At 69.2% G+C, this 21,044-nt stretch carries 16 protein-coding genes and 3 pseudogenes; 15 read left to right on the forward strand and 4 right to left on the reverse strand.

Annotated features, from left to right (window positions below; genetic code table 11):
- Positions 1-56: 56 nt before the first annotated feature.
- From FHS42_RS30860 to folE, 4 genes and pseudogenes are all read left to right on the forward strand, one after another.
- Positions 57-263: pseudogene (locus FHS42_RS30860) on the forward strand (TilS substrate-binding domain-containing protein); the annotation flags it as partial.
- Between the two features lie 59 nt (positions 264-322).
- Positions 323-862, forward strand: coding sequence for a hypoxanthine phosphoribosyltransferase (gene hpt / locus FHS42_RS30865; protein ID WP_184578528.1), 540 nt, complete (start codon positions 323-325; stop codon positions 860-862).
- Positions 863-1,097: 235 nt separating this feature from the next.
- The gene (gene ftsH, locus FHS42_RS30870) at positions 1,098-3,125 is read left to right on the forward strand and encodes an ATP-dependent zinc metalloprotease FtsH (RefSeq protein ID WP_184578362.1); all 2,028 of its coding nucleotides are present in this window, start codon (positions 1,098-1,100) and stop codon (positions 3,123-3,125) included.
- Positions 3,126-3,401: 276 nt separating this feature from the next.
- Positions 3,402-4,007 carry a GTP cyclohydrolase I FolE gene (gene folE / locus FHS42_RS30875; protein ID WP_184578532.1) on the forward strand — a complete coding sequence of 202 codons (606 nt, stop codon included), beginning with the start codon at positions 3,402-3,404 and terminating at the stop codon, positions 4,005-4,007.
- Between the two features lie 41 nt (positions 4,008-4,048).
- On the opposite strand, the gene FHS42_RS30880 is transcribed toward folE, so the two are convergent.
- The gene (locus tag FHS42_RS30880; RefSeq protein ID WP_184578365.1) at positions 4,049-5,194 is read right to left on the reverse strand and encodes an alpha/beta hydrolase; all 1,146 of its coding nucleotides are present in this window, start codon (positions 5,192-5,194) and stop codon (positions 4,049-4,051) included.
- A gap of 140 nt (positions 5,195-5,334) precedes the next feature.
- Here FHS42_RS30880 and FHS42_RS30885 point away from each other — a divergent pair, with 140 nt between their 5' ends.
- The 6 genes and pseudogenes from FHS42_RS30885 to FHS42_RS30910 all read left to right on the forward strand — a co-directional run bounded on the left by FHS42_RS30885 (position 5,335) and on the right by FHS42_RS30910 (position 11,399).
- On the forward strand, positions 5,335-7,488 hold the full coding sequence (locus FHS42_RS30885) for a phosphatidylglycerol lysyltransferase domain-containing protein (RefSeq protein WP_246495656.1): 2,154 nt from the start codon (positions 5,335-5,337) through the stop codon (positions 7,486-7,488).
- Between the two features lie 277 nt (positions 7,489-7,765).
- Positions 7,766-8,644, forward strand: a pseudogene (folP, locus tag FHS42_RS30890) (dihydropteroate synthase); the annotation flags it as partial.
- A 320-nt stretch (positions 8,645-8,964) separates the two neighbouring features.
- Positions 8,965-9,453 (forward strand): nuclear transport factor 2 family protein, encoded by a 489-nt coding sequence (locus FHS42_RS30895; protein WP_184578368.1) that lies wholly within the window; start codon positions 8,965-8,967, stop codon positions 9,451-9,453.
- Between the two features lie 430 nt (positions 9,454-9,883).
- Positions 9,884-10,243, forward strand: a complete 360-nt coding sequence (gene folB / locus FHS42_RS30900) for a dihydroneopterin aldolase (protein WP_184578371.1) — start codon at positions 9,884-9,886, stop codon at positions 10,241-10,243.
- Positions 10,240-10,833: a 2-amino-4-hydroxy-6-hydroxymethyldihydropteridine diphosphokinase gene (folK, locus tag FHS42_RS30905; RefSeq protein WP_184578374.1), complete on the forward strand. Its 594-nt coding sequence runs from the start codon at positions 10,240-10,242 to the stop codon at positions 10,831-10,833. Before folB ends, folK begins: the two co-directional genes overlap by 4 nt.
- A 77-nt stretch (positions 10,834-10,910) precedes the next feature.
- The gene (locus tag FHS42_RS30910) at positions 10,911-11,399 is read left to right on the forward strand and encodes a DUF3180 domain-containing protein (protein ID WP_184578535.1); all 489 of its coding nucleotides are present in this window, start codon (positions 10,911-10,913) and stop codon (positions 11,397-11,399) included.
- A 202-nt stretch (positions 11,400-11,601) separates the two neighbouring features.
- Here FHS42_RS30910 and FHS42_RS30915 read toward each other — a convergent pair whose 3' ends face one another.
- Positions 11,602-12,762, reverse strand: coding sequence for an ABC transporter ATP-binding protein (locus FHS42_RS30915; RefSeq protein ID WP_184578377.1), 1,161 nt, complete (start codon positions 12,760-12,762; stop codon positions 11,602-11,604).
- Between the two features lie 160 nt (positions 12,763-12,922).
- Between FHS42_RS30915 and FHS42_RS30920 the strand changes: the two genes are divergently transcribed.
- The 4 genes and pseudogenes from FHS42_RS30920 (at position 12,923) to FHS42_RS30935 (ending at position 16,777) form a co-directional block, all read left to right on the forward strand.
- Positions 12,923-13,660: an ABC transporter permease gene (locus tag FHS42_RS30920; RefSeq protein ID WP_184578379.1), complete on the forward strand. Its 738-nt coding sequence runs from the start codon at positions 12,923-12,925 to the stop codon at positions 13,658-13,660.
- A 5-nt stretch (positions 13,661-13,665) separates the two neighbouring features.
- Positions 13,666-14,217 (forward strand): annotated as a pseudogene (locus tag FHS42_RS30925) (ABC transporter permease); the annotation flags it as partial.
- Positions 14,218-14,427: 210 nt separating this feature from the next.
- Complete coding sequence (locus tag FHS42_RS30930; RefSeq protein WP_376772763.1) at positions 14,428-15,351, forward strand: ABC transporter substrate-binding protein; 924 nt, start codon at positions 14,428-14,430, stop codon at positions 15,349-15,351.
- A gap of 64 nt (positions 15,352-15,415) precedes the next feature.
- Positions 15,416-16,777, forward strand: a complete 1,362-nt coding sequence (locus FHS42_RS30935) for a hypothetical protein (RefSeq protein ID WP_184578381.1) — start codon at positions 15,416-15,418, stop codon at positions 16,775-16,777.
- A gap of 158 nt (positions 16,778-16,935) precedes the next feature.
- Here FHS42_RS30935 and FHS42_RS30940 read toward each other — a convergent pair whose 3' ends face one another.
- Together FHS42_RS30940 and FHS42_RS30945 are read right to left on the reverse strand one after the other, a co-directional pair.
- Positions 16,936-18,078, reverse strand: a complete 1,143-nt coding sequence (locus FHS42_RS30940) for an NADH-quinone oxidoreductase subunit D (RefSeq protein WP_184578384.1) — start codon at positions 18,076-18,078, stop codon at positions 16,936-16,938.
- A 75-nt stretch (positions 18,079-18,153) separates the two neighbouring features.
- Positions 18,154-19,461 (reverse strand): SAM-dependent methyltransferase, encoded by a 1,308-nt coding sequence (locus FHS42_RS30945; protein ID WP_184578387.1) that lies wholly within the window; start codon positions 19,459-19,461, stop codon positions 18,154-18,156.
- Between the two features lie 245 nt (positions 19,462-19,706).
- Here FHS42_RS30945 and FHS42_RS30950 point away from each other — a divergent pair, with 245 nt between their 5' ends.
- Positions 19,707-20,897, forward strand: a complete 1,191-nt coding sequence (locus tag FHS42_RS30950; protein ID WP_184578390.1) for a sensor histidine kinase — start codon at positions 19,707-19,709, stop codon at positions 20,895-20,897.
- The last annotated feature ends 147 nt before the right edge of the window (positions 20,898-21,044 follow it).

Genomic DNA, 21,044 nt, shown 5'->3' on the forward strand with positions numbered 1-21,044 from the left:
GGCAGGGCAGCGCTGTGGAACCGTCCGATGCCATCGACTCCCTCGACGCCGCGGCGCTCGGTGAGTTGCCGGCCGCCGTGCGCCGCAGGGTGCTTCGCCGGGTGGCCATCGCGGCGGGGTCGCCTGCCGGTTCGCTCTTCGCCCGGCACATCGAGGAGGTGGACCGGCTGATCACCAGCTGGCATGGTCAGCGAGCCATCAACCTGCCCGGCCGCATCGAGGTTCAGCGGCAGGGTGGCAGACTGGTCATTCGGCAGGGCTGATTCGCCCGAGCCTGGTAAGCGTGAAACAAGCGAGAGTGGCACGGGTGGACGACAAGGACATGGGCACCGACCTCCAGTCGGTGCTCATCACCAAGGAAGAGATCGACGCGAAGCTAGCCGAGCTGGCCGCCAAGATCGACGTGGAGTACCAGGGCAAGGACCTGCTCATCGTGGGCGTCCTCAAGGGCGCTGTGATGGTCATGGCCGACCTGGCGCGGGCCCTGTCCACCCCCGTCACGATGGACTGGATGGCGGTGTCCTCGTACGGCGCGGGCACCCAGTCCTCTGGTGTGGTGCGCATTCTCAAGGACCTCGACACCGACATCGCCGGTCGCGATGTGCTGATCGTCGAGGACATCATCGACTCCGGGCTCACGCTGTCCTGGCTGCTGTCGAACCTGGGCTCCCGCGGCCCGGCCTCGCTCAACGTGGTCACGCTCCTGCGCAAGCCGGAGGCGGCCAAGGTGGACATCAACGTGAAGTGGATCGGCTTCGACATTCCTAACGAGTTCGTCGTGGGTTACGGCCTCGACTACGCGGAGAAGTACCGCAATCTGCCCTTTGTGGGCACCCTGGCGCCGCACGTCTACGGTGGTTGAGCGGCCGGACGACGGCCCTGGGCCCCGGCGGGAACCGGTCACCGTTTCCCGCCGTTGAAGCATGGGAAGGCCATTTCGTTAACCGCCCGTGGCGGCGCCTGGTGATGATGCTGGGGTACCGTCCGAAGGTCAGTCTTCTCAGACCGAGTAAAACACCGTACGCACAAGCAGCTCTCGCAAGAGGGTTCCGTGCCTCACTGTGGCAGGAGGGACGGGGCGATTCCGCCCCGTATGGATGGACGTGAAGCGCTACTTCCGTGGGCCGGTCATGTGGATCGTGCTGGCCGTCCTCGCCGTGGTCGTGTTGATGCAGGTCGTCGGTTCGTCCGGCGGCCACAAGTCGGTGGACACCAGCGAGGTCGTCAATGCGATCGATAAGAACCGAGTCAAATCCGCAGAGCTGACGACCGGCGATGAGCACAAGATCAAGGTCCAGCTAAAGGACGACGAGGACAAGGTCTCGGGCAGCAGGAAGCTCCAGGCCAACTACATTGGCGACCAGGGCGTCAAGATCGCGGCGACGCTTCAGGCCAATGCTGAGAAGGACCAGATTCCCGATGGGTACACGGTTTCTCAGTCGAAGCAGAATCCGTTTGTCGGCATCCTGCTGTCACTGCTTCCCTTCGTCCTAATTGTCGTCGTTTTCCTGTTCCTGATGAACCAGATGCAGGGCGGCGGCTCCCGAGTCATGAACTTCGGGAAGTCGAAGGCCAAGCTGATCACCAAGGACACCCCGAAGACCACGTTCACCGATGTGGCCGGGGCCGACGAGGCGGTCGAGGAACTTCACGAGATCAAGGAGTTCCTCCAGGAGCCCGCGAAGTTCCAGGCCGTTGGCGCCAAGATCCCCAAGGGTGTGCTGCTGTACGGCCCGCCTGGCACCGGCAAGACGCTGCTTGCGCGTGCCGTCGCCGGCGAGGCAGGCGTCCCCTTCTACTCGATCTCCGGTTCCGACTTCGTCGAGATGTTCGTCGGTGTCGGTGCCTCCCGTGTTCGCGACCTGTTCGAGCAGGCCAAGGCGAACGCCCCGGCGATCGTCTTCGTCGATGAGATCGACGCCGTTGGACGGCACCGTGGTGCGGGCATGGGTGGTGGCCACGACGAGCGTGAGCAGACGCTCAACCAGCTCCTCGTGGAGATGGACGGCTTCGACGTCAAGGGCGGCGTGATCCTGATCGCCGCGACCAACCGGCCCGACATCCTGGACCCCGCGCTGCTGCGCCCCGGGCGCTTCGACCGACAGATCGCCGTGGACCGGCCCGACATGCAGGGCCGCCTGGCGATCCTCAAGGTGCACCAGAAGGGGAAGCCAGTCGCCCCGGACGTTGACTTGAAGGCCGTCGCCCGCCGCACGCCCGGCTTCACCGGCGCCGATCTGTCCAACGTGTTGAACGAGGCGGCGCTGCTGACCGCTCGGAACGACAAGAAGCTGCTCGACAACTACGCGCTGGACGAGGCTATCGACCGCGTCGTGGCGGGCCCGCAGAAGCGGACCCGGATCATGAGCGAGAAGGAGAAGAAGACCACCGCGTACCACGAGGGCGGACACGCCCTGGTCGCGGCGGCGTCGCCGAACAGCGACCCGGTGCACAAGGTCACCATCCTTTCCCGTGGCCGGGCCCTCGGATACACGATGGTGCTGCCGGAGGACGACAAATACTCCACCTCGCGTAACGAGATGCTCGACCAGCTCGCGTACATGATGGGTGGGCGCGCGGCGGAGGAACTGGTCTTCCACGACCCGACGACCGGAGCCTCCGACGACATCGACAAGGCGACACGCACCGCCCGCGCGATGGTCACCCAGTACGGCATGACCGAGCGTCTGGGCGCGATCAAGTTCGGCTCGGAGAACTCCGAGCCGTTCCTCGGCCGCGACATGTCGCACCAGCGTGACTACTCGGAAGAGGTCGCCGCGCTGGTCGATGAAGAGGTCAAGAAGCTGATCGAGAACGCGCACAACGAGGCGTGGGAAATCCTGGTCGAGAACCGGGATGTGCTCGACAACCTCGTCCTCGCGCTCTTGGAGAGGGAGACCCTCAACAAGGAAGAGTTGGCGGAGATCTTCTCCACGATCGTCAAGCGCCCGCTGCGCCCGGCGTGGACCGGCTCTTCGCGGCGTACGCCATCGACCCGCCCGCCGGTGCTCTCGCCTCGCGAGTTGGCCCCGGCAAACGGCGCCGCGGCCACGACGATCAGCAAGGGCAGCACGTCCGAGGACACAACGGAGTTGCAGGACGAGCCGCCGCGCGGCGACGCCTGATGCCGCTTTGGCCGGACGCGGGATGCCGCGCCCGGCCAGAGTGGCACGGACCGAAGGCCGGTTTTGATCCGGTACTGACCGGTCCGCGTGGCCTTTATCACGGTGCCTCTCGGCGCCTATTGGCCCCGGAATGAAAGACGCGCCCCCCAGGTTCTAGCCTGGGGGGCGCGGCTTTTCAGCGAAGACACGGGTGAGCCCCGCCCGTACGGCTGGTGCGACGTCTGCAAGGCAGCACGGCAAGGCAGCACGGCATGAACGAGGAACGAGGCAATGCCCATGACCGACCCGGTCACCTTGGACGGCACAAGCATCATTGGTGACTTCGATGAGAAGCGCGCCGAGAATGCGATTCGTGAGCTGCTGATCGCGGTGGGTGAAGACCCGGACCGGGAGGGTCTGCGGGCGACCCCGGGGCGGGTGGCGCGTGCGTACAAGGAAATATTCGCCGGGCTGTGGCAGGAGCCGGAGGACGTCCTGACCACGACGTTCGACCTTGGCCATGACGAGATGGTGCTGGTGAAGGACATCGAGGTGTTCAGCACCTGTGAGCACCATCTGGTGCCGTTTCGCGGTGTGGCGCACGTCGGCTACATCCCCTCCAACGACGGCAAGATCACCGGCCTGTCCAAGCTGGCCCGGCTCGTGGACGTCTTCGCCCGCCGACCGCAGGTCCAAGAGCGGCTCACGACGCAGGTCGCGGATTCGCTGATGCGGATACTGGAGCCGCGTGGAGTGATCGTCGTCTTCGAGTGCGAGCACATGTGCATGTCCATGCGCGGCATTCGCAAGCCCGGCGCCAAGACGCTGACCTCAGCGGTGCGGGGGCAGTTGCGCGATGCGGCCACGCGCTCCGAGGCGATGAGCCTGATCATCGGGCGGTAGTGCGTACCATGCGGAGCGGGGCCGGTCCCGCGAGGGCGCCGTCAGGCGGGACGCCCAGGTGAGGGGGCCGTCAGGCGGTCGCCCATCCATTCCAGGGTGCCGGGGACCTCACGGCGCCAGGTGTTGAAGTTGTGGCCGCCGCTGTCGAGGATCATCGAGGAGATTCGTGTCGGCGCGCCGTCCTTGCGCAATCGTTTCACCTTGTCGATGAACTTCATCGTGTTCTTGTAGTTGTGCTCGCCCTCCTTGCTGCTGGTGACCAGGAGGGACACGGGCGGGGCAGGCTTGTGATCCAGCCGCCACAGCAGATTGTTCTCGCGCTCAAGCTGCTTGTCGCCGCCGAACAGATCGCCCGTGGTGCGGTCGATGGGCGCCTTGTACGAGGGCGAAAGGCCGGCCGCAGCGGAGAATGCCTCGGGGTGCCGCATCGCCATCTTGAGCGCGCAGTAGCCGCCGGTGGAGTTGCCGATGACGCCCCAGTTCTTGGCCTCGCGGCCGGTCCTGTAGTGCGCCGATATCGCATGCGGCAGGTCTTTGGTGAAGAAGGTCTCGGTCTGCGGGCCGCGTGGCACATCCACACACTCGGTGTCCCGTGGCGGGGCTACGGTCGGCCGCAGCAAGACCAACACCATCGGTTGCGTCGCCCCCTTCTTGACGAGCTTGTGTGCGGTCTGCGGGTACTTGAGCCCGTTGATCAGCGCCTCGGCCGTACCGGGATAGCCGGTGAGGATCACGGCCGCGGGGAAGATGCGGCGCGGCTCCGTGAAGTATTCGGGCGGCAGATAGACGTACGCCGGGCTGGCGATCCGCGAGGCCGGTCCTTGCACCGTGATCTTTTCTATTCGCCCGCCGATGTGCGGTCTGTCGCCGCCGGGCACGTTCACCCTGCGGGTGCTGATGACCTTGACCCGCTCGTGGGCGGGTGTGTCGTGATCCACGACCACGCCGAGGGAATCCTGGGTGCCGAAGAGGTCAGCCCATGATCCGTAGAAGCCGAAGGTTTGGTTGGCGAACAGCCCTATCGCGCAGAACACCGAGACCTGCGTGATCAGCAGTGTTCCGATGCGGCCGAGGACCGCGAGCGGTTTGCGCTGGGCCAGCCGCGGCCACAGCCACACGGTCATGGCGAAAAACAGCACAGCCGCGATGACCGCGAGCGTCACGACCTTGTTGCTGGTGAGACCCATGGCGAACTTTCTGACGGGCGACCGGTCACCCGTGCCGCGGAAGGGAACCCCGTGCGGTGAATCACCGTCCTAGAGGGCGCATTTACCAAAGCTGTGACCAGCGGGCAGCAGATCCTCTTGACAGGGGCGACGGGAAGTACATGTCTGCAAGGCAAGACGGTGAAGAGTCCAAAGTGGTTGCCACCAGGCTGCGACGTGTGGCACGGGGCCCGCGGCCCGAGACCGTTCCCTCCGTGATCGGCACCGCCTGTGCGTTGATCGGTCTGCTCGACATCGCCGCGGGCGTCTTCCCGCGGTTTCGCCATAGCTGGGCGCACTCCCTGGCGGAGATATTGCCCGGCGCGGTGAGCCCGTTGGCCGCCGCCGCCTCGATCGTGGTGGGCGTGCTGCTCCTCATGCTCGCCCACGGTCTCAAGCGTCGCAAACGGCGCGCATGGGTCGCGGCGGCTGGGCTGCTGCCGGTCGGCGCTGCCGCTCAGCTCATCTACCGGCACTCCATCGGTGGCGCGATCTTGTCGCTGGTGCTGCTCGCGCTGCTTGTGCGGCACCGGGGCGAGTTCGCCGCGCTGCCCGACCCGCGCACCCGGTGGAAGGCGCTGGCCAACTTCGTGCTGCTCGGCGGCGCGAGCTTCGGGCTTGGGCTGGTCATCGTCGGCTCGCACCCGAGCAAGGTGGTCGGCGATCCGTCGATCAGGGATCGGTTCGAGCATGTGCTGTGGGGCCTGTTCGGCTTTGAGGGCCCGATGGACTACACCGGCGGCGTTGACTACACCGTCGGCTACTCCCTGGGCGCCCTCGGCCTGCTGACCGTCGCCACCACCGCGTACCTCGCCTTCCGGCCCGAGCAGCCGGTGGCCCAGTTGACCTCCGAGGACGAAGACCGGCTACGGGAGCTGCTGGCCCGGCACGGCGGGCGGGACTCCCTTGGCCACTTCGCGCTGCGCCGCGACAAGGCGGTGGTCTTCTCGCCCAGCGGCAAGGCCGCCGTCTGTTACCGGGTGATCTGTGGCGTCATGCTGGCCAGCGGCGACCCGGTCGGTGATGTGGAGGCGTGGCCCGGGGCCATCGAGCGCTTCATGGCGGAGGCCAAGGCGCATTCCTGGACGCCCGCGGTGATGGGGTGCAGCGAGACCGGCGGCGAGGTGTGGACCCGTGAGACCGGGCTGGACGCGCTGGAACTCGGCGATGAGGCCATCGTGGAGGTGCCGGACTTCACCCTGAGCGGGCGTTCGATGCGTAACGTGCGGCAGATGGTGGGGCGCATCAAGCGCAACGGCTACGAGACCCGGGTACGGCGGGCGTCCGAGCTCAGCCCCATCGAGATAGAGCAGATCCAGCGGGCGGCGGCCGACTGGCGCGGCACCGACACCGAACGCGGCTTCTCGATGGCGCTCGGCCGCATCGGCGACCCGGCGGACGGCGACGCGGTGATCGCCACAGCGCATCGCAGCGGCGAGGAATGCGGCGCGGACGGCGCGACCAGTACGGCTGGTACGGGTACGGGTACGGGTACGGGTACGGGCACGGGGCCGTACGGGGACTTGAAGGCCGTGCTGCACTTCGTACCGTGGGGCACCGATGGCATGTCGCTCGAACTGATGCGCCGCGACCGGACCGCCGACCCCGGCATGAACGAGCTGCTGATCGTGGCGTCCCTCCAGGCCGCGCCCGAGCTGGGCGTCAAGCGGGTCTCATTGAACTTCGCGATGTTCCGCTCGGCCCTGGCCCGCGGTGAGCGGCTGGGCGCCGGGCCGGTGTTGCGCGGCTGGTGCGGGTTGCTGATCTTCCTTTCGCGCTGGTTCCAGATCGAGTCGCTCTACAAGTTCAACGCCAAGTTCCAGCCGCGTTGGGACCCACGGTTCGTGGTCTTCCGCAACACCCGTGACCTGCCGCGTATCGGCCTGGCCGCGATGCAGGCCGAGGGCTTCGTGTCGCTGGCGCTGCCGCGTATCCCGTGGCGGGGCCGGGGTTCCGGTTCCGCTCCCGGGGGCGGGTCGGCGGCGGTGCGACGGGACGCGGTGGCTCCGGTCGCCGCGGCGACGGAGGCCGATGCCGCGGCGGAGCCTGGGGCCGGCACTGCCGCGGAGGTCGGGGCCAGGGGCCGGGCCGTGTTCGGCCGGATGCGCGCGGCGGGTGCCACCAGGTCGGCGGGCGCCAGGTCTGGTGGTGCCAGGGCCGAAGGTGCCAGGTCCGCAGGCACCAGTACATCTGGTGCGGGCGCAGCTGGTGCGGGTGCATCGGACGCAACCGGCATCCCCGTGGGCGCGGGAGTACCTGGCGCACCCACGGGCTAGCTGTTGCATCACCGAGCCCTACCGGGTGGCTCTGGCAGCGGCGGGGCCGTCGGGTGGGGCGGGCGCGGATCAGGGTGCGCGGCGCGCGGGCCGCGGGCGCTCGCTGGCCCGCGCGGGCGTAGCCGCTGCGATGACTCCCGGTGCTCAAGGGGACGTACGGCGGGCCCTGGCTGAAACTGTGGCGCGCCGGGTCTACGAGGGGGCGCGCAGTCCGCGCGCGGGGCGGCCGGACCCCCGCACGAGCGGCCCGCCGGTGCGGGCGGCCTAGGCTGGAGGCATGAGTACGTTGCGTGATCACGGTGGACGGACGGGTCGGGGCGGCCTCGTCGGGCTGCCGACGTGGGACCGGTGCGCCGTGATGGGCGTAGTGAACGTCACGCCGGACTCGTTCTCGGACGGTGGCAAGTGGTTCGATACCGAGCTGGCCGTCAAGCACGGCCTGGACCTGGTCGCCAGTGGCGCGGACCTGGTGGACGTGGGCGGCGAGTCCACCCGCCCGGGTGCGGCCCGGGTCGATGAGTCCGAGGAGTTGCGGCGCGTCGTGCCCGTCGTGCGGGAACTCGCCGCGGCGGGGGCCATCGTCAGCGTGGACACGATGCGGGCGACGGTCGCCGAGCGTGCGGTGGAGGCCGGGGCGACGCTGGTCAACGACGTGAGTGGCGGTGGCGCCGATCCGGCGATGGTGCCGGTGGTGGCCGCCGCCGGGGTGCCGTTCGTGGTGATGCACTGGCGCGGCCAATCCATCGACATGAACAACCGGGCCGTCTACCGGGACGTGGTGGGCGAAGTGGTCGCCGAACTCCGGGACAGCGTGGAGCGCGCGGTGGCGGGTGGTATCGCACCTGATCACATCATCGTCGACCCGGGCCTTGGCTTCGCGAAGAACGCGGAGCACGACCTGGCGCTGGTCGCCAACCTGGCCAGGCTGCGGGAGTTGGGGCGGCCCCTGCTGGTCGCGGCGTCCCGCAAGCGGTTCCTCGGCCGGGTGCTCGCTGGCGGGGTGGGCAGTCCCCCGCCGGCCCGGCAGCGGGATGCGGCGACGGCCGCCGTCTCGGCCATCGTGGCCAGGGAAGGCGCCTGGGCAGTGCGGGTGCACGAGGTACGGCCGAGCGCCGACGCGGTACGCGTTGCCCGGGCGATCGAAAGCGCGGCCACGGCAGCCGCCGCAGAGGCGGCTACGGCTGCGCCCGCTCATGGGGTGGCCTCGTCGGCGGTCGGCGCTGGGCCGCATCGGGCGACCGGCTCCAAAGCGCCCGGCTCGGGGGCGACCGGCCCCGGGGCGACTGGCAGCGGCCGGGGTGCGGGAACGCATGACGGGTACGCACCCGGGGCGGGTGATACGGGCGCGGACCGAACTGGGACGAACCAGGTAAAGACAGACAGGACAGACAAGGCAGGCAGGACGGGCGAGGCAGGCAGGGTGTGCGAGACGGACGGGGCAGGTGGGGCAGGCGTGGCCAACGCAGAGGGAGCGGTGTGACTTCCCGTACGGACAGTGAGCTGGTGGAACTGGCGAACACCGCCCTCTACGAGGCGATGGAGCGCGGTGACGCGGTGGCGCTCGGCAGAATGTGGCTGGATGACGATGTGAGCTGTGTCCATCCCGGCTGGCCGGTGCTGCGCGGGCGAAGCGAGGTGCTCCGTTCGTACACGCTGATCATGGCGAACACCGAGTACATCCAGTTCTTCCTGACCGACGTCGAGGTGTCCGTGCTCGGTGACACCGCGCTGGTCACCTGCACGGAGAACATCCTCAGCGGCGGCCCGGCCGAGGAGGAGGGCGCGCTCGGGCCGCTGGTGGGCCAGCTCGTGGTGGCGACGAACGTGTTTCGGCGCAGCGCGGACGGTTGGAAGGTCTGGTCCCATCACGGCTCCCCGGTCCTGGCCGAGCGCGATGACGAGGACGATCTGGGTGAGGCCCTCGACGACGGCATCGGCGGCAGCCCGGCAGGTCTGGGCGACTGACACGCCGGGCGGCCCGCGGCCGTGCTGCCGCGCCGGGCTTGTCCCTATGAACCGCTCCCACCGCATGAGCCGCGCCGTACCGGGCCGGCGCGGTGGGAGCGGTTGTTTTCCGACTGCCTGTCGGGATTGCTTCCTCCCCGTACGGGCGTGCTTCCTCGTCAGCGCGGGCTCGCCAGCGCATGCACGACTGTTCACTCGTTCGAGCTGCGTGGCGGGAGGGTAAGGAGGGGGGACGTAGAACAGTGGCCGGCGCGCCAACAGTGTGCATCTAGCAGTCGGACGCTGTGCTGTCCATAGCCCCCGCGGGCGAGCGGGGTCGGCGCTCGCAGGTAGATTCGATAACGGGGGTATTCCCGTCTCACCCAGGGAGGGTGGCGCGCCGGCGCGAATCGGTGCCCGCCCGTACCGATGATCAGCAGGAGTGATTCGTGTGGACCGTGTCGCGCTGCGGGGCCTGAGGGCCCGGGGGCACCACGGCGTGTTCGCCGAGGAACGCGAGAAGGGCCAGACCTTCGTCGTTGACCTGGTGCTCGGCCTGGACACGCGGCCCGCGGCTGCCGATGACGATCTGACGAAGACCGTGCACTACGGGGTCGTGGCCGAAGAGGTCGTGGCCGTGGTGGAGGGCGAACCGGTGGACCTGATCGAGACCCTCGCCGAGCGGATCGCCGACCGATGCCTGCGGCACGCGGTGGTGCGCGAGGTCGAGGTTGTCGTGCACAAGCCGGAAGCCCCGATCACCGTTCCTTTTGATGACGTGACCATTACCATCACGCGGAGCCGAGTATGAGCAGCAGCGATCCGACCGTGCAGCCCGTTCCCGCCTCCGTGGTGGAACGGGTGGACGCCGCGGATATCACCTTGAGCAATCCGAAATGGGCGGTGCTTTCGCTCGGCAGCAATCTGGGCAACCGCCTGGAGACCCTGCAAGGCGCGGTTGACGCCCTTGAGGACACGCCTGGCCTGCGGATCAAGGCAGTGTCGCCGGTGTACGAGACCGAGCCATGGGGGGTGGCGGCGGGCTCGCAGCCCTCCTATTTCAATGCCGTCGTGCTTCTTAAGACCACGCTGCCGCCGACGTCGCTGCTGGACCGCGGCCATGCGATCGAGGAGGCTTTCGAGCGCGTACGAGACGAGCACTGGGGTCCGCGTACGATTGATGTGGACATTTTGACGTACCAGGACGTCGTCTCCGACGATCCGGTACTCACCCTTCCGCATCCGCACTGCCACGAGCGCGCCTTCGTCCTCGTACCGTGGCATGACGTGGAACCGGAGGCAGTCATTCCGGGCCGGGGTACGGTCGCCGAATTGCTGGCCGAGGTGGATCGTGCTGGCGTGGTGCCGCGGGTGGACCTGGAACTGCGGCTGCCTGAATAGACGTTGACAGGTTGGTGCCGCTGGTGGGCGGCGCCGGCACATTGTGCAGGAGAACGACGATGAGGGGCGACCGCTCGGTGAAGCAACTTCGGATCGGGGTGCTGGTCGGCCTCTTCGCCGTGGCCGGTGTTTTGTCGTGGGCAGGCGCCCGGCTATGGGACACGCTCGGCACCCTGCCGAGCGTGCCGCTCGCGGCCCCCGTCGTGCTGGCGCTGATCGCCGTGGTGCTCGGTGCGACGGCCCTTTCGCTACGGTCTCGGCTGACCGCCCAGCGCGAGCGACGGCCCGGCGCGAAGGGCGTTGATCCGCTGGTGGCGGCCCGCGCGGTGGTCTTCGGGCAGGCCAGCGCCCTGGTGGCGGCGCTGGTCTCGGGCATGTACGGCGGGGTGGGCCTCTTCCTCGTCCTCAGCGAACTCGATATCCCGGCCCGCCGCGACCAGGCGATCTACGCCGGAGCTTCGGTGGTCGCCGGTGCGGCGGTGGTCGCGGTGGCGTTCTTCCTGGAGCGGGTGCTGAAGCTGCCGGAGGACGACGACGATGACCCACGGGGCGCGGCCCGCGCGTAGCCACCGCCCCCCACGAGCGCTCCCCGCCAGGGGCGCTGTGCGGGGCTGGGCGGCGCTGTGTCGGTGCGCGGGGTGCTTCTCCCGCGCTCTCCCGCGCGAGGTTGCCCACCCGCCTCCCGCCCGTGCCAGGTCGTCCGCCCCGGCCCGTGCCAGGTTGCCCGTATGCCCCCAGCCCGTGCCAGGTCGCCTGCCCGGCCAGGGCCTACGCGTCGGCGATCGTCTGGAGTTCGACCTCCGCGCGCGGGATCGCCTGGGCGTCCGCGTCGATGGAGCGGCGGAGTGCCTCGTGCAGGCGGCCCGGGGTGAGGACGCCGAGGAAGCGGTCGCCGTCGAGGACCGCGATCCAACCTGCATCGTTTTGCAGCATGCTGCTGAACGCCTGCTTGAGGGACGAGCCAACCGGAAGCCACGCCTCCATCCGGCGGGCATGCTCCTTGACCGTCCCGCTGCTCTTCGCCAACGCCGCGTCCGCCAAGATCCAGCCGTGCAGATTGTCCCGGTCGTCCAGGACAACGGCCCACCGCGCGCCCTCCGCCGCGAGCCGGGCCGCGGCCTTCGGCAGCGGGTCATCGAGGTGGACGACGGGCGGCTGTTCCAGATCGCCGGGCTCGATCGGGGTGACCGTGAGCCGCTTGAGGCCGCGGTCGGCGCCGACGAAGTCGGCCACGTACGGGGTGGCGGGCGCGCCGAGCACCGCGGCGGGGGCGTCGAACTGCTCGATCGTCCCGCTGCCGTACACCGCGATCCGGTCGCCGAGCCGTACCGCTTCCTCGATGTCGTGCGTGACGAACAGCACCGTCTTGCGGACCTGTGCCTGAAGCCTGAGGAACTCGTTTTGCAAGTGCTCGCGTACGACGGGGTCCACCGCGCCGAACGGCTCGTCCATCAGCAATACCGGTGGGTCGGCGGCGAGGGCGCGGGCCACGCCGACGCGCTGGCGCTGGCCTCCGGAAAGCTGATCGGGGTAGCGGTCACCGTAAACGGAGGGGTCGAGTCCGACCAGATCGAGGAGTTCGGTCGCCCGCTCACGGGCCTTGGCGCGCTGCCAACCGAGCAGGTGCGGCACGGTGGCGGTGTTCTCCAGGACGCTCTTGTGCGGGAAGAGTCCGACCTGCTGGATGACGTATCCGATGCGCCGCCGCAGCTGCACCGGGTCGATGGTCGCGATGTCCTCCCCGTCCAGGAAGATCTGGCCGCTGGTCGGCTCGATGAGCCGGTTGACCATCTTCATGGTGGTGGTCTTGCCGCAGCCAGACGGCCCGACGAGCGTGACCAGCTCACCTTCCGCGACCTCGAAGGAAAGGTCGTCCACCGCCGTGGTGCCATCGGCGTAGCGCTTGCTGACGTGCTCGAAGCGGATCATGGGTCCCCATTGTCGCCGTGTTCGTTGAAGAACATATTGCGCTCTCGTGGCGGTCGAGCTCGATTGTCAGTGCTCGGGGTTAGGGTCGCCAGGCATGGGACCGGCGCGTTCGAAAACGTGCGGGGCATGGGACTGGTAGGCACGGGGGAGGCGGGCGGTCATGAGCGCGAAGGGCTGTCTAGCGGCGAATGAATGGATCTGCGGCGAGTACGTGCGCACGCGGAGCCAGGAGCTGACGGACGCGACGGTGCAACATGTGTGGATCACCGCAGTCTCCGTGGGCATTGGCCTGCTCGTGGCGTTTCCGCTGGCGCTGCTCGCCCGGCGTTGGCGCGCCGCCGCCGGACCGATCCTCGGGCTGACGACAGTGCTGTACACGGTGCCGTCGCTGGCCATGTTCGCCCTGCTGATGCCGGTGTTCGGGGTGTCAGCGGCGGTGGTGGTCACCGGACTTGTGCTGTATTCACTGACTGTTCTCGTGCGGAACATCTTGGCCGGGCTCGCATCCGTGCCCGCCGACGCGCGTGAGGCCGCCCGCGGCATGGGGTACGGGCCGACGCGCCTGTTGTTCGAGGTGGAGTTGCCGCTGGCGCTGCCCGCCGTGATGGCGGGCGTGCGGATCGTCACGGTCTCCACCGTCTCGCTCACCACGGTCGGCGCGATCGTCGGCTTCGGGGGCCTGGGCAACCTCATCTACGACGGCATGGACAGCTTCTTCAAGGCCCAGGTGCTGACGGCATCGGCTCTTTGTGTGCTCCTTGCGGTCGTCGCGGATGTGCTGTTGCTCGGCGTGCAGTGGCTGCTGACCCCGTGGACCAGAGGGCGCGGGCGAGCCGGTGACGGGGCTGGGAAACGCATCGGAACCCGGCGCGTGGCGCGCGTCGCGAAGGCGGGCTGAGGACGATGGACGAGATCACCGGCGCGTATGACTGGCTGACCACCAGCGCCAACTGGGCCGGCACGAGCGGCGCCTGGCAGCGGCTCGGTGAGCATGTGTACCTCACCGTGGTGTGCCTGGCCATCTCCTGTGCCATCGCACTACCCATCGCGCTCTACCTGGGCCACATCGGCAAGGGCGGCGCGCTCGCGGTCAACATCTCCAACGCGGGGCGCGCGGTGCCGACGTTCGCCGTCCTCGTGGTGCTGATGCTCACGCCGCTCGGCAAGCACGGAGACCTGCCGACCATCATCGCGCTGGTGCTGTTCGCGGTGCCGCCGCTGCTGACCAACGCGTACGTCGGGATGCGCGAGGCCGATCGGGACGTTGTCGAGGCGGCGCGTGGAATGGGCATGTCCGGTTGGCAGTTGCTCGGCAGGGTCGAGCTGCCGCTGGCCTTTCCGCTGATCATGACGGGGGTGCGGACGGCCGCCGTGCAGGTGGTGGCCACCACAACGCTGGCCGCGCTGCCCGGTGGCGGCGGGCTCGGCCGGATCATCACGGCGGGCTTCAACACCTACAACCCGGACCAGGTCATCGCTGGCGCCGTGCTGGTCGCCGGGCTTGCGCTGCTGATCGAGGGCGTGTTGATCGTGGCCGAGCGGCTGCTGAGCCCGGTGCCGAAGCCGGTGCGTGCGGCCAACCGGCGGGCCGAGCGCGAACGCCGGTCGGAGGAGCGGGTGGCGCCGGCGACGGCGGTGAAGTTCGCGGCGGGCGGCACGGCCGCGGTGGTTGCACTCGGTGCGGTGGTCATCGGATATGGCGGCAAGAGCTTGGAGGAGTCCGGCGCCCGTGGTGGTGGGGGCAAGGGCTCGGTGGTGGTCGGAGCGGCCGGTTTCACCGAGTTCAAGGTCATGTCGGAGCTGTACGCCCAGATACTGGACGATGCCGGTTTCCGCACCTCGATCCAGCCATTGAAGGCCCGCGAACTGTACGCACCGGCCCTGGAGAAGGGCCAGATCGACGTGGTCCCGGAATACGCGGCGACGCTCGCCGAATTCCTCAACGCCAAGAAGAACGGTCCCGACGCGCCGGCGAAGAATCCCGTCGCTTCGGATGACACGGACAAGACCGTCGCGGCGCTGAAGAAGCTTGCCGAACCTCGCGGGCTCAAGGTGCTTTCCGCGGGAGACGCCATCGACCAGAACGCGTTCGCGGTCACCAAGGAGTTCGCCGAGAAGCACGACCTGTCCACGCTCTCGGATCTCGGCGCGTCAAACCTCAAGATCAAATTGGCGGCGGGTGATGAGTGCAGCCAGCGCCCGTTCTGCTCACCCGGACTGAAGAAGACGTATGGCATCAATGTCACGGATGTCGATCCCAAGGGCGTGGGCACCGTCCAGTCCAAGCAGGCGGTCAAGGACGGCACCGACGACATGCTGCTGACCACGACAACGGACGCCACACTGGACGACTTCGGTCTCGTTCTGTTGAAAGACGACAAGGGCCTGCAAAACGCCGACAATGTCCTTCCCGTGGTCAACAAGAAGGACGCGGGCGGCGCCAAGCTGGAAGCGGTACTCGACAAGCTCACTCGGGTTCTGACAACCCAAGACCTGGCCGACATGAACCGTGCGGTGGACGCGGAACGAGAGAAGCCAGCGGATGTCGCCAAGGACTATTTGGAGAAGAAGGGTCTGCTGAAGAAGTAACTGGCAGGGAACAGATTGCGGGGCGGGCAGCGAACCACACCGTACGCACGGTAAGTTTCAGGCCATGCCACGTGGACGCCATCGCCATTCCCTGCCTCTGCACCGGCTGCTCCCACCGCTGGCCGTCGCAGGTGTCTCAACCGCCTGTGCCGCGGCTGCCTGGCTCGTCGGTGAACCTGTGCTGGTCCGCTCGCTGGCCACGGCCGCGGCGGTGGCCGCGATCGTCGGAGCGGTACTGCTGCGCTACTGGGACGCTGTGGCCGGCAAGCGCATCGCGGACCTGAACAGCGCCCGGTTGCGCGAGGAATGGCGAACCGAGGAACGCGCAGCGGAGCTGGAGGCCGAGGCGGAGCAGGACCGCGCCGTACGCACCAAGTTGGAGGCGAAGCTGCGGGCCAAGCGCGCCGAACTGGCGCGGCTGCGTAACGAGCACGCGGCACTGCTGCGCCGATACGCCACCGCCGAGACCGAGCGCGCCAAAACGTTGGAGGAACGCCGCCGCCTGACCCTGGGCGCACCGGCGGCAGCGAGCACTTCGGCTGCGGCGTCTTCGGTTGCGGGCGCCTTGGGCGCGTCTTCGGTTGCGGGCCCTGCGGCCGTGGCGGCTTCGTCGCCGGCCTCGGCCGTGGCCGCTGGATTGATTGGATCAGCGGGCCCGGTGGAGACGGCCGGTGCTGCGGGCGAGCTGGCCTTGACCTCCGGTGCGTACCGGCAGGCGGCCCTGGCCCTGCGCAACCTCGCACAAAACGCAGCCCGGCAGCGCGGCGCCGACCCGGCCGCCGAGCGCGGTGGTGAGCGGGCCGGGCTTGGGGAGCAGCGTGTGCTCGCCGGGGCTGTTGCCGAGGAGGCTGCTGCGGCGGCCGTCGCGGATGAGGTGCGGGTGCCGGCTGTCGCGGATGAGGTTCCGGCCGGGGCCGCACTCGAAGGGGCGCCCACCCAGCACAGTCGGGCGCGGGCGGTCCCCTCTGGCGCTGCTGCGGCGGTCATGCCCCAGCCGGCGCCGGGTGGCGCCCAGATCGCCGGGCACCACCGCCCCGCGTCCCGGGCCATCGGCGGCTTCGACTTCTTCGGCAATGCGCAGTCATCGGCCGCCGTCCGCAGCCCCGTCGCTCGCCGCTCCACCGCTGGGCTGGAGGAGGACCTTGCGGACGTCGTCGGCGCGGAGGCCATCGCCGCTCACGCGGCCCACGCGGAGAACACGCCAGCGGACGTCACGGCCGTGCACGCCATGTCCGTGGATGCGATGCCCGTAGACGCCATGCCTGTGGATGCCATGCCCGAGGACGCCACGGTCGAGGACGTTGCGCCCGAGGACGCCACGCCCGGGGACCCTATCGCCGTGGGAAGCAACGGGGTCATCGACCTCACCGCCCACGACGAGACGGAGCAGATCAGCCTCGCGGAGTTGCGCGGCGCGATCTCGTAGCGGCTGCGGCAGTGACGTAACGCCTGCTTGCCGACGTGGCCACTCGCCGATGTGGCCTACTCGCCGACGTCGCCTGCTCGTCGGTGTCGCCTGCTCGTCGGCGTTACCTGCTCGTCGGTGTCGCCTAGTTGCCGGTGTCACCTGCCTGCCGGCGTCGCTTACTTGTCGATGTCGCCGACGACGAAGAACAGCGAGCCGAGGATGGCGACCATGTCGGCGACCAGGGTGCCGGGGAGGAGCTCCGTCAGCGCCTGGATGTTGTTGAACGAGGCGGAACGCAGCTTGAGCCGGTACGGGGTCTTCTCGCCCTTGGAGACCAGGTAGTAGCCGTTGAGGCCGAGCGGGTTCTCGGTCCACGCGTAGGTGTGGCCCTCCGGGGCCTTGAGCACCTTGGGCAGCCGCTGGTTGATCGGGCCGGGGGGCAGCTCGACGATGCGGTCGAGGCAGGCGTCGGCGAGGTCGAGCGAGTTGTGCGTCTGATCGAGCAGGCACTCGAAGCGGGCCAGGCAGTCGCCTTCGACGCGGGTGACGACGCGCAACGTGTCGCGCAGTTCCCCGTACGCGAGGTACGGCTCGTCCCGCCGTAGGTCGAAGTCCACGTCGGAGGCGCGGGCGATCGGACCGCTGACCCCGTACGCGTGGACGGCCTGGGCGGAGAGGGCGCCCACGTCACGGGTGCGGCCCCGGAAGATCTCGTTGCCGAGAACGAGGTCGTCGTACACGTCCATCCGCGACCGTGCCTCGGCCACCGCGTCGCGCGCGCGGCCGAGCCAGCCGGCGGGCAGGTCCTCCTTGAGGCCGCCGACCCGGTTGAACATGAAGTGCATCCGGCCGCCGGAGATTTCTTCCATGACGGCCTGGAGCTGCTCGCGCTCGTGGAACGCGTGGAAGACGGGGGTGATGCCGCCCAGTTCGAGGGGGTAGGAGCCGAGGAACATCAGGTGGTTGAGGATGCGGTTCAGCTCGGCGAGCAGGGTGCGCGTCCACACGGCGCGCTCGGGCACCTCCATGCCGAGCATCCGCTCCACGGCGAGCACTACGCCCAGTTCGTTGGAGAAGGCGGAGAGCCAGTCGTGCCGGTTGGCGAGCATGATGATCTGCCGGTAGTCGCGCGCCTCGAACAGCTTCTCCGCGCCCCGGTGCATATAGCCGATCACCGGCTCGGCGTGGACGATCTGCTCCCCGTCGAGCACCAGCCGTAGCCGCAGCACACCGTGGGTGGACGGATGCTGGGGCCCGATGTTGAGCACCATGTCGGTGCTCTCCGCCGCTCCGCCAATGCCGACTGTCGTCTCCGTCATGCGCCCTAGTGTGTCAGCTCGCTCTAAGGCGCCCTGCGCGGTCCCAAGGCGGCTACCCACGCCGTCCTGAGTCGGCTACGCGAGCACGTCGGCCAGGGCTGCGGGCCCGACCGGTTGGCACAGCCACAGGAAGCCGCCGAGCCCGGCGGGGTCGGTCAGTTCGGCTGCGTCACCGGCCGCGCTCAGGGCCCGTACGTATCCGGCGGGGTCGGTGCTGGCCAGCGCCAGCGGTGGCCGTCGCCCCGTGACGCCGAGCGCGCGCAGCGCGTCCCGCTGGGTGCGGATGCGGGGTGTCGCCCCCGGTCCTTGGTCGGTCGCCGTCCCGGGGCCGTGGTCGTCCGTCACCTCGGGGCCGTGGTCGGTCGGCGTCGTACGGAGGCGGTGTGGCGGCGCTGTACGGCGATCTGTCGCCGCTCGTGCGCCCGCCGCAGCGCACGCGTCCAGCGCGACATGGGTGGTCAGGTCGCACGTTCCATCCGGTACGGGGCGCACCTCGCGGCCGTTGCGGAAGCCGGTCAGGGTGCCGTACGGGGGGCGGCTGCCGCGTGCGTGGGCGTAGTCGATGGCCACGGCGAGCCCGGTGTCGAGGGTGCATACGGCCCGTGCCCAGGCGGCGTCCCTGGGCGGCCCTGGCTCGGCGCGTAGCCCGGGTTCCGCGTCCAGCGGCCACCAGTCGGCCAGCCACGCGGCGTCCTCGCCGGCCAGCGGATCGCCCAGCCGCTCCGTACCGTTCGCTGAGACCAGCACCTGGCGCGGCACACCGTCCGCGTCCACCTCGGCGACGTCCACCGGCACGTTGTCCAGCCATTCGTTGGCGATCAGCAGCCCCGTCAGCGAACCGGGCGCCGGGAGATCGTCGAGCCAGTCGATCCGGGGATCGAGCCCGGCCGGTCGGGCCGCGCGTTCGACGGCGTACGGGCGCAGCCGCTTACCGATGCCATCGGCGTCGTCGCCCAGGGCGCTCAGCACGCCGGTGAGGAGTTCGCCGCGCCCGGCGCCCACGTCCACGATGGCCAGTTCGGCGGGGCGGCCGAGGGCCGCATCGACGCGGGCGAGCAGTGCGGCGATGGCCTGCGCGTAGAGGGGGGAGGCGTGCACGGAGGTACGGAAGTGACCAGCGGGGCCTTCGGGGCGGCGGTAGAAGCCGTTGGGCCCGTACAGCGCCCGCTCGGCGGCGGCCCGCCAACCCCTCCAGGGCCCGACTCCGGGCCCGTCCTGACTGTGCGAACCAACCCGTTCCCCGTCCGAGGAACCGCCCCACTCCCCGCCCTGTGAACCGTCTGGTTCCCCCTTGCGAGAACCGGCTCGTTCCCCGCCGCGTGAGCCGTCCTGTGCCTCGCTCCGGGGCGAGGCCGAGTCCTTCGCCATGTCGTCGCCCGCCATCGGCGCACCACCTTCCGCATTCTTGCCCGGGCCGGCAGGCCCAGCCTCGATCATCTACGTCGCTGTGGTCAGGTAGGGCTAAGCATCCCGTTCGGGTCGTCGCTGACCTGCGGCTGCGTGGAGAGATGGGGGCTTTGAGGAGGATACCGAGCGGTCGGTCTCCACCTTGGGGAGTACGCGCGGGGCTACCGGATCGACCGTCCGGTTGACCCCCACACATCCTTCCTCTGCCTACGCTGGGTAACGTGCAGCGTCTCTACGATTTCCTCCGCAGGCACCCGACCGGTGTGGACAGCTTCTGGGCTGTCATGCTGGCGGGCTTCGCCCTGGTGTGGTTCGTAGAGGCGGACATGGGCCGCGAGCCGCGCATCGCGGCGGTTCCCATCTGTGTCACGTTGTGCCTGGCCAGCGCGCTGCGCCGGCGGGCGCCTGAGCACATGCTGCTGGTGGTGGCGGGCTGCGGCCTCGTCCAATTGGCAACGAACGTCGAGATCAACCCGGCCGATTTCGCCATGCTGGTGGTCATCTACACCTGTGCTGCCAACGGTGCCCGCTGGTCCTCCTGGTTCGGGCTGATCGGCGGCCTGTTGGCACCGACCATCGCCGGCGTGCGCTGGCACCCACAGGAACAGACCGAATGGCAGGCCATAGTCGGCATCTTCTTCGCGACCATCCCGTTCGCCCTGGCCTGGGTCCTCGGCGACTCGCTGCGCACCCGCCGGGCCTACTACGCCCAGCTTGAGGAGCGTGCTGCGCGCCTGGAGCGGGAGCGTGAGGCACAGGCGAAGGTGGCGGTAGCGGGGGAGCGCGCCCGAATAGCGCGCGAGCTGCACGATGTCGTCGCGCACAACGTGTCGGTGATGGTGGTGCAGGCAGACGGCGCCGCCTACGTTTTGGACGCCGCTCCCGAACAGGCCAAACAGGCTCTGGAGACCATCTCGGGCACCGGCCGACAGGCCCTCGCCGAGATGCGACGGCTGCTGGGCGTCCTGCGCACCGGGGAACAGGCGGAGGGCGGCGAGTACGTGCCGCAGCCCGGTGTCGAGCAGCTTTCGGAGCTCATCGAGCAGGTGCGGGGCGCGGGCCTACCGGTCGATTTCAAGGTGCAGGGCAGCCCGCGCCCGCTGGACAGTGGAGTGGAGCTGACCGCGTACCGCATCGTGCAAGAGGCACTGACGAACACCCGCAAGCACGGGGGTGAGCACGTGGGAGCGACCGTATGGATCACCTACGACGAGGCCGCACTCGCCCTGCTGATCGAGGACGACGGCCGGGGCGCGGGACGCGAACTGTACGAGACGGGTGGTGCCGATGGGCTCGGTCATGGCCTGATTGGCATGCGCGAGCGCGTCGGGATGGTGGGGGGCAGTTTGGAGGCGGGGCCGCGTAGGGGCGGCGGCTTCCGGGTGAGCGTGGTGCTGCCGGTGAAACGTTGAAGCGTTGGGGCGCCGAGCGGCTCGGTGGGTGGTGCGGGGTACGCCGTGCGCGCTTCCCGGTTGGTGAGTGGGGCAAGCCTTGGCACGGTGACCGGTGTGGGCTCCGTGCGGCGAGTGATACGAGCCCGCGTACGGTGAATGGTGCCC

This window comes from Streptomyces zagrosensis (assembly GCF_014203645.1).
Taxonomy (GTDB): Bacteria; Actinomycetota; Actinomycetes; order Streptomycetales; family Streptomycetaceae; genus Streptomyces; species Streptomyces zagrosensis.

What these genes read in the sequence shown, in the direction of transcription:
- hpt (WP_184578528.1), top strand. Translation starts at nt 323, where the DNA reads ATGGGCACCGACCTCCAGTCGGTGCTCATCACCAAGGAAGAGATCGAC.
- ftsH (WP_184578362.1), top strand. Translation starts at nt 1,098, where the DNA reads ATGGACGTGAAGCGCTACTTCCGTGGGCCGGTCATGTGGATCGTGCTG.
- folE (WP_184578532.1), top strand. Translation starts at nt 3,402, where the DNA reads ATGACCGACCCGGTCACCTTGGACGGCACAAGCATCATTGGTGACTTC.
- FHS42_RS30880 (WP_184578365.1), bottom strand. Translation starts at nt 5,194, where the DNA reads ATGGGTCTCACCAGCAACAAGGTCGTGACGCTCGCGGTCATCGCGGCT.
- FHS42_RS30885 (WP_246495656.1), top strand. Translation starts at nt 5,335, where the DNA reads ATGTCTGCAAGGCAAGACGGTGAAGAGTCCAAAGTGGTTGCCACCAGG.
- folK (WP_184578374.1), top strand. Translation starts at nt 10,240, where the DNA reads ATGAGCAGCAGCGATCCGACCGTGCAGCCCGTTCCCGCCTCCGTGGTG.
- FHS42_RS30915 (WP_184578377.1), bottom strand. Translation starts at nt 12,762, where the DNA reads ATGATCCGCTTCGAGCACGTCAGCAAGCGCTACGCCGATGGCACCACG.
- FHS42_RS30920 (WP_184578379.1), top strand. Translation starts at nt 12,923, where the DNA reads ATGAGCGCGAAGGGCTGTCTAGCGGCGAATGAATGGATCTGCGGCGAG.
- FHS42_RS30935 (WP_184578381.1), top strand. Translation starts at nt 15,416, where the DNA reads ATGCCACGTGGACGCCATCGCCATTCCCTGCCTCTGCACCGGCTGCTC.
- FHS42_RS30940 (WP_184578384.1), bottom strand. Translation starts at nt 18,078, where the DNA reads ATGACGGAGACGACAGTCGGCATTGGCGGAGCGGCGGAGAGCACCGAC.
- FHS42_RS30945 (WP_184578387.1), bottom strand. Translation starts at nt 19,461, where the DNA reads ATGGCGGGCGACGACATGGCGAAGGACTCGGCCTCGCCCCGGAGCGAG.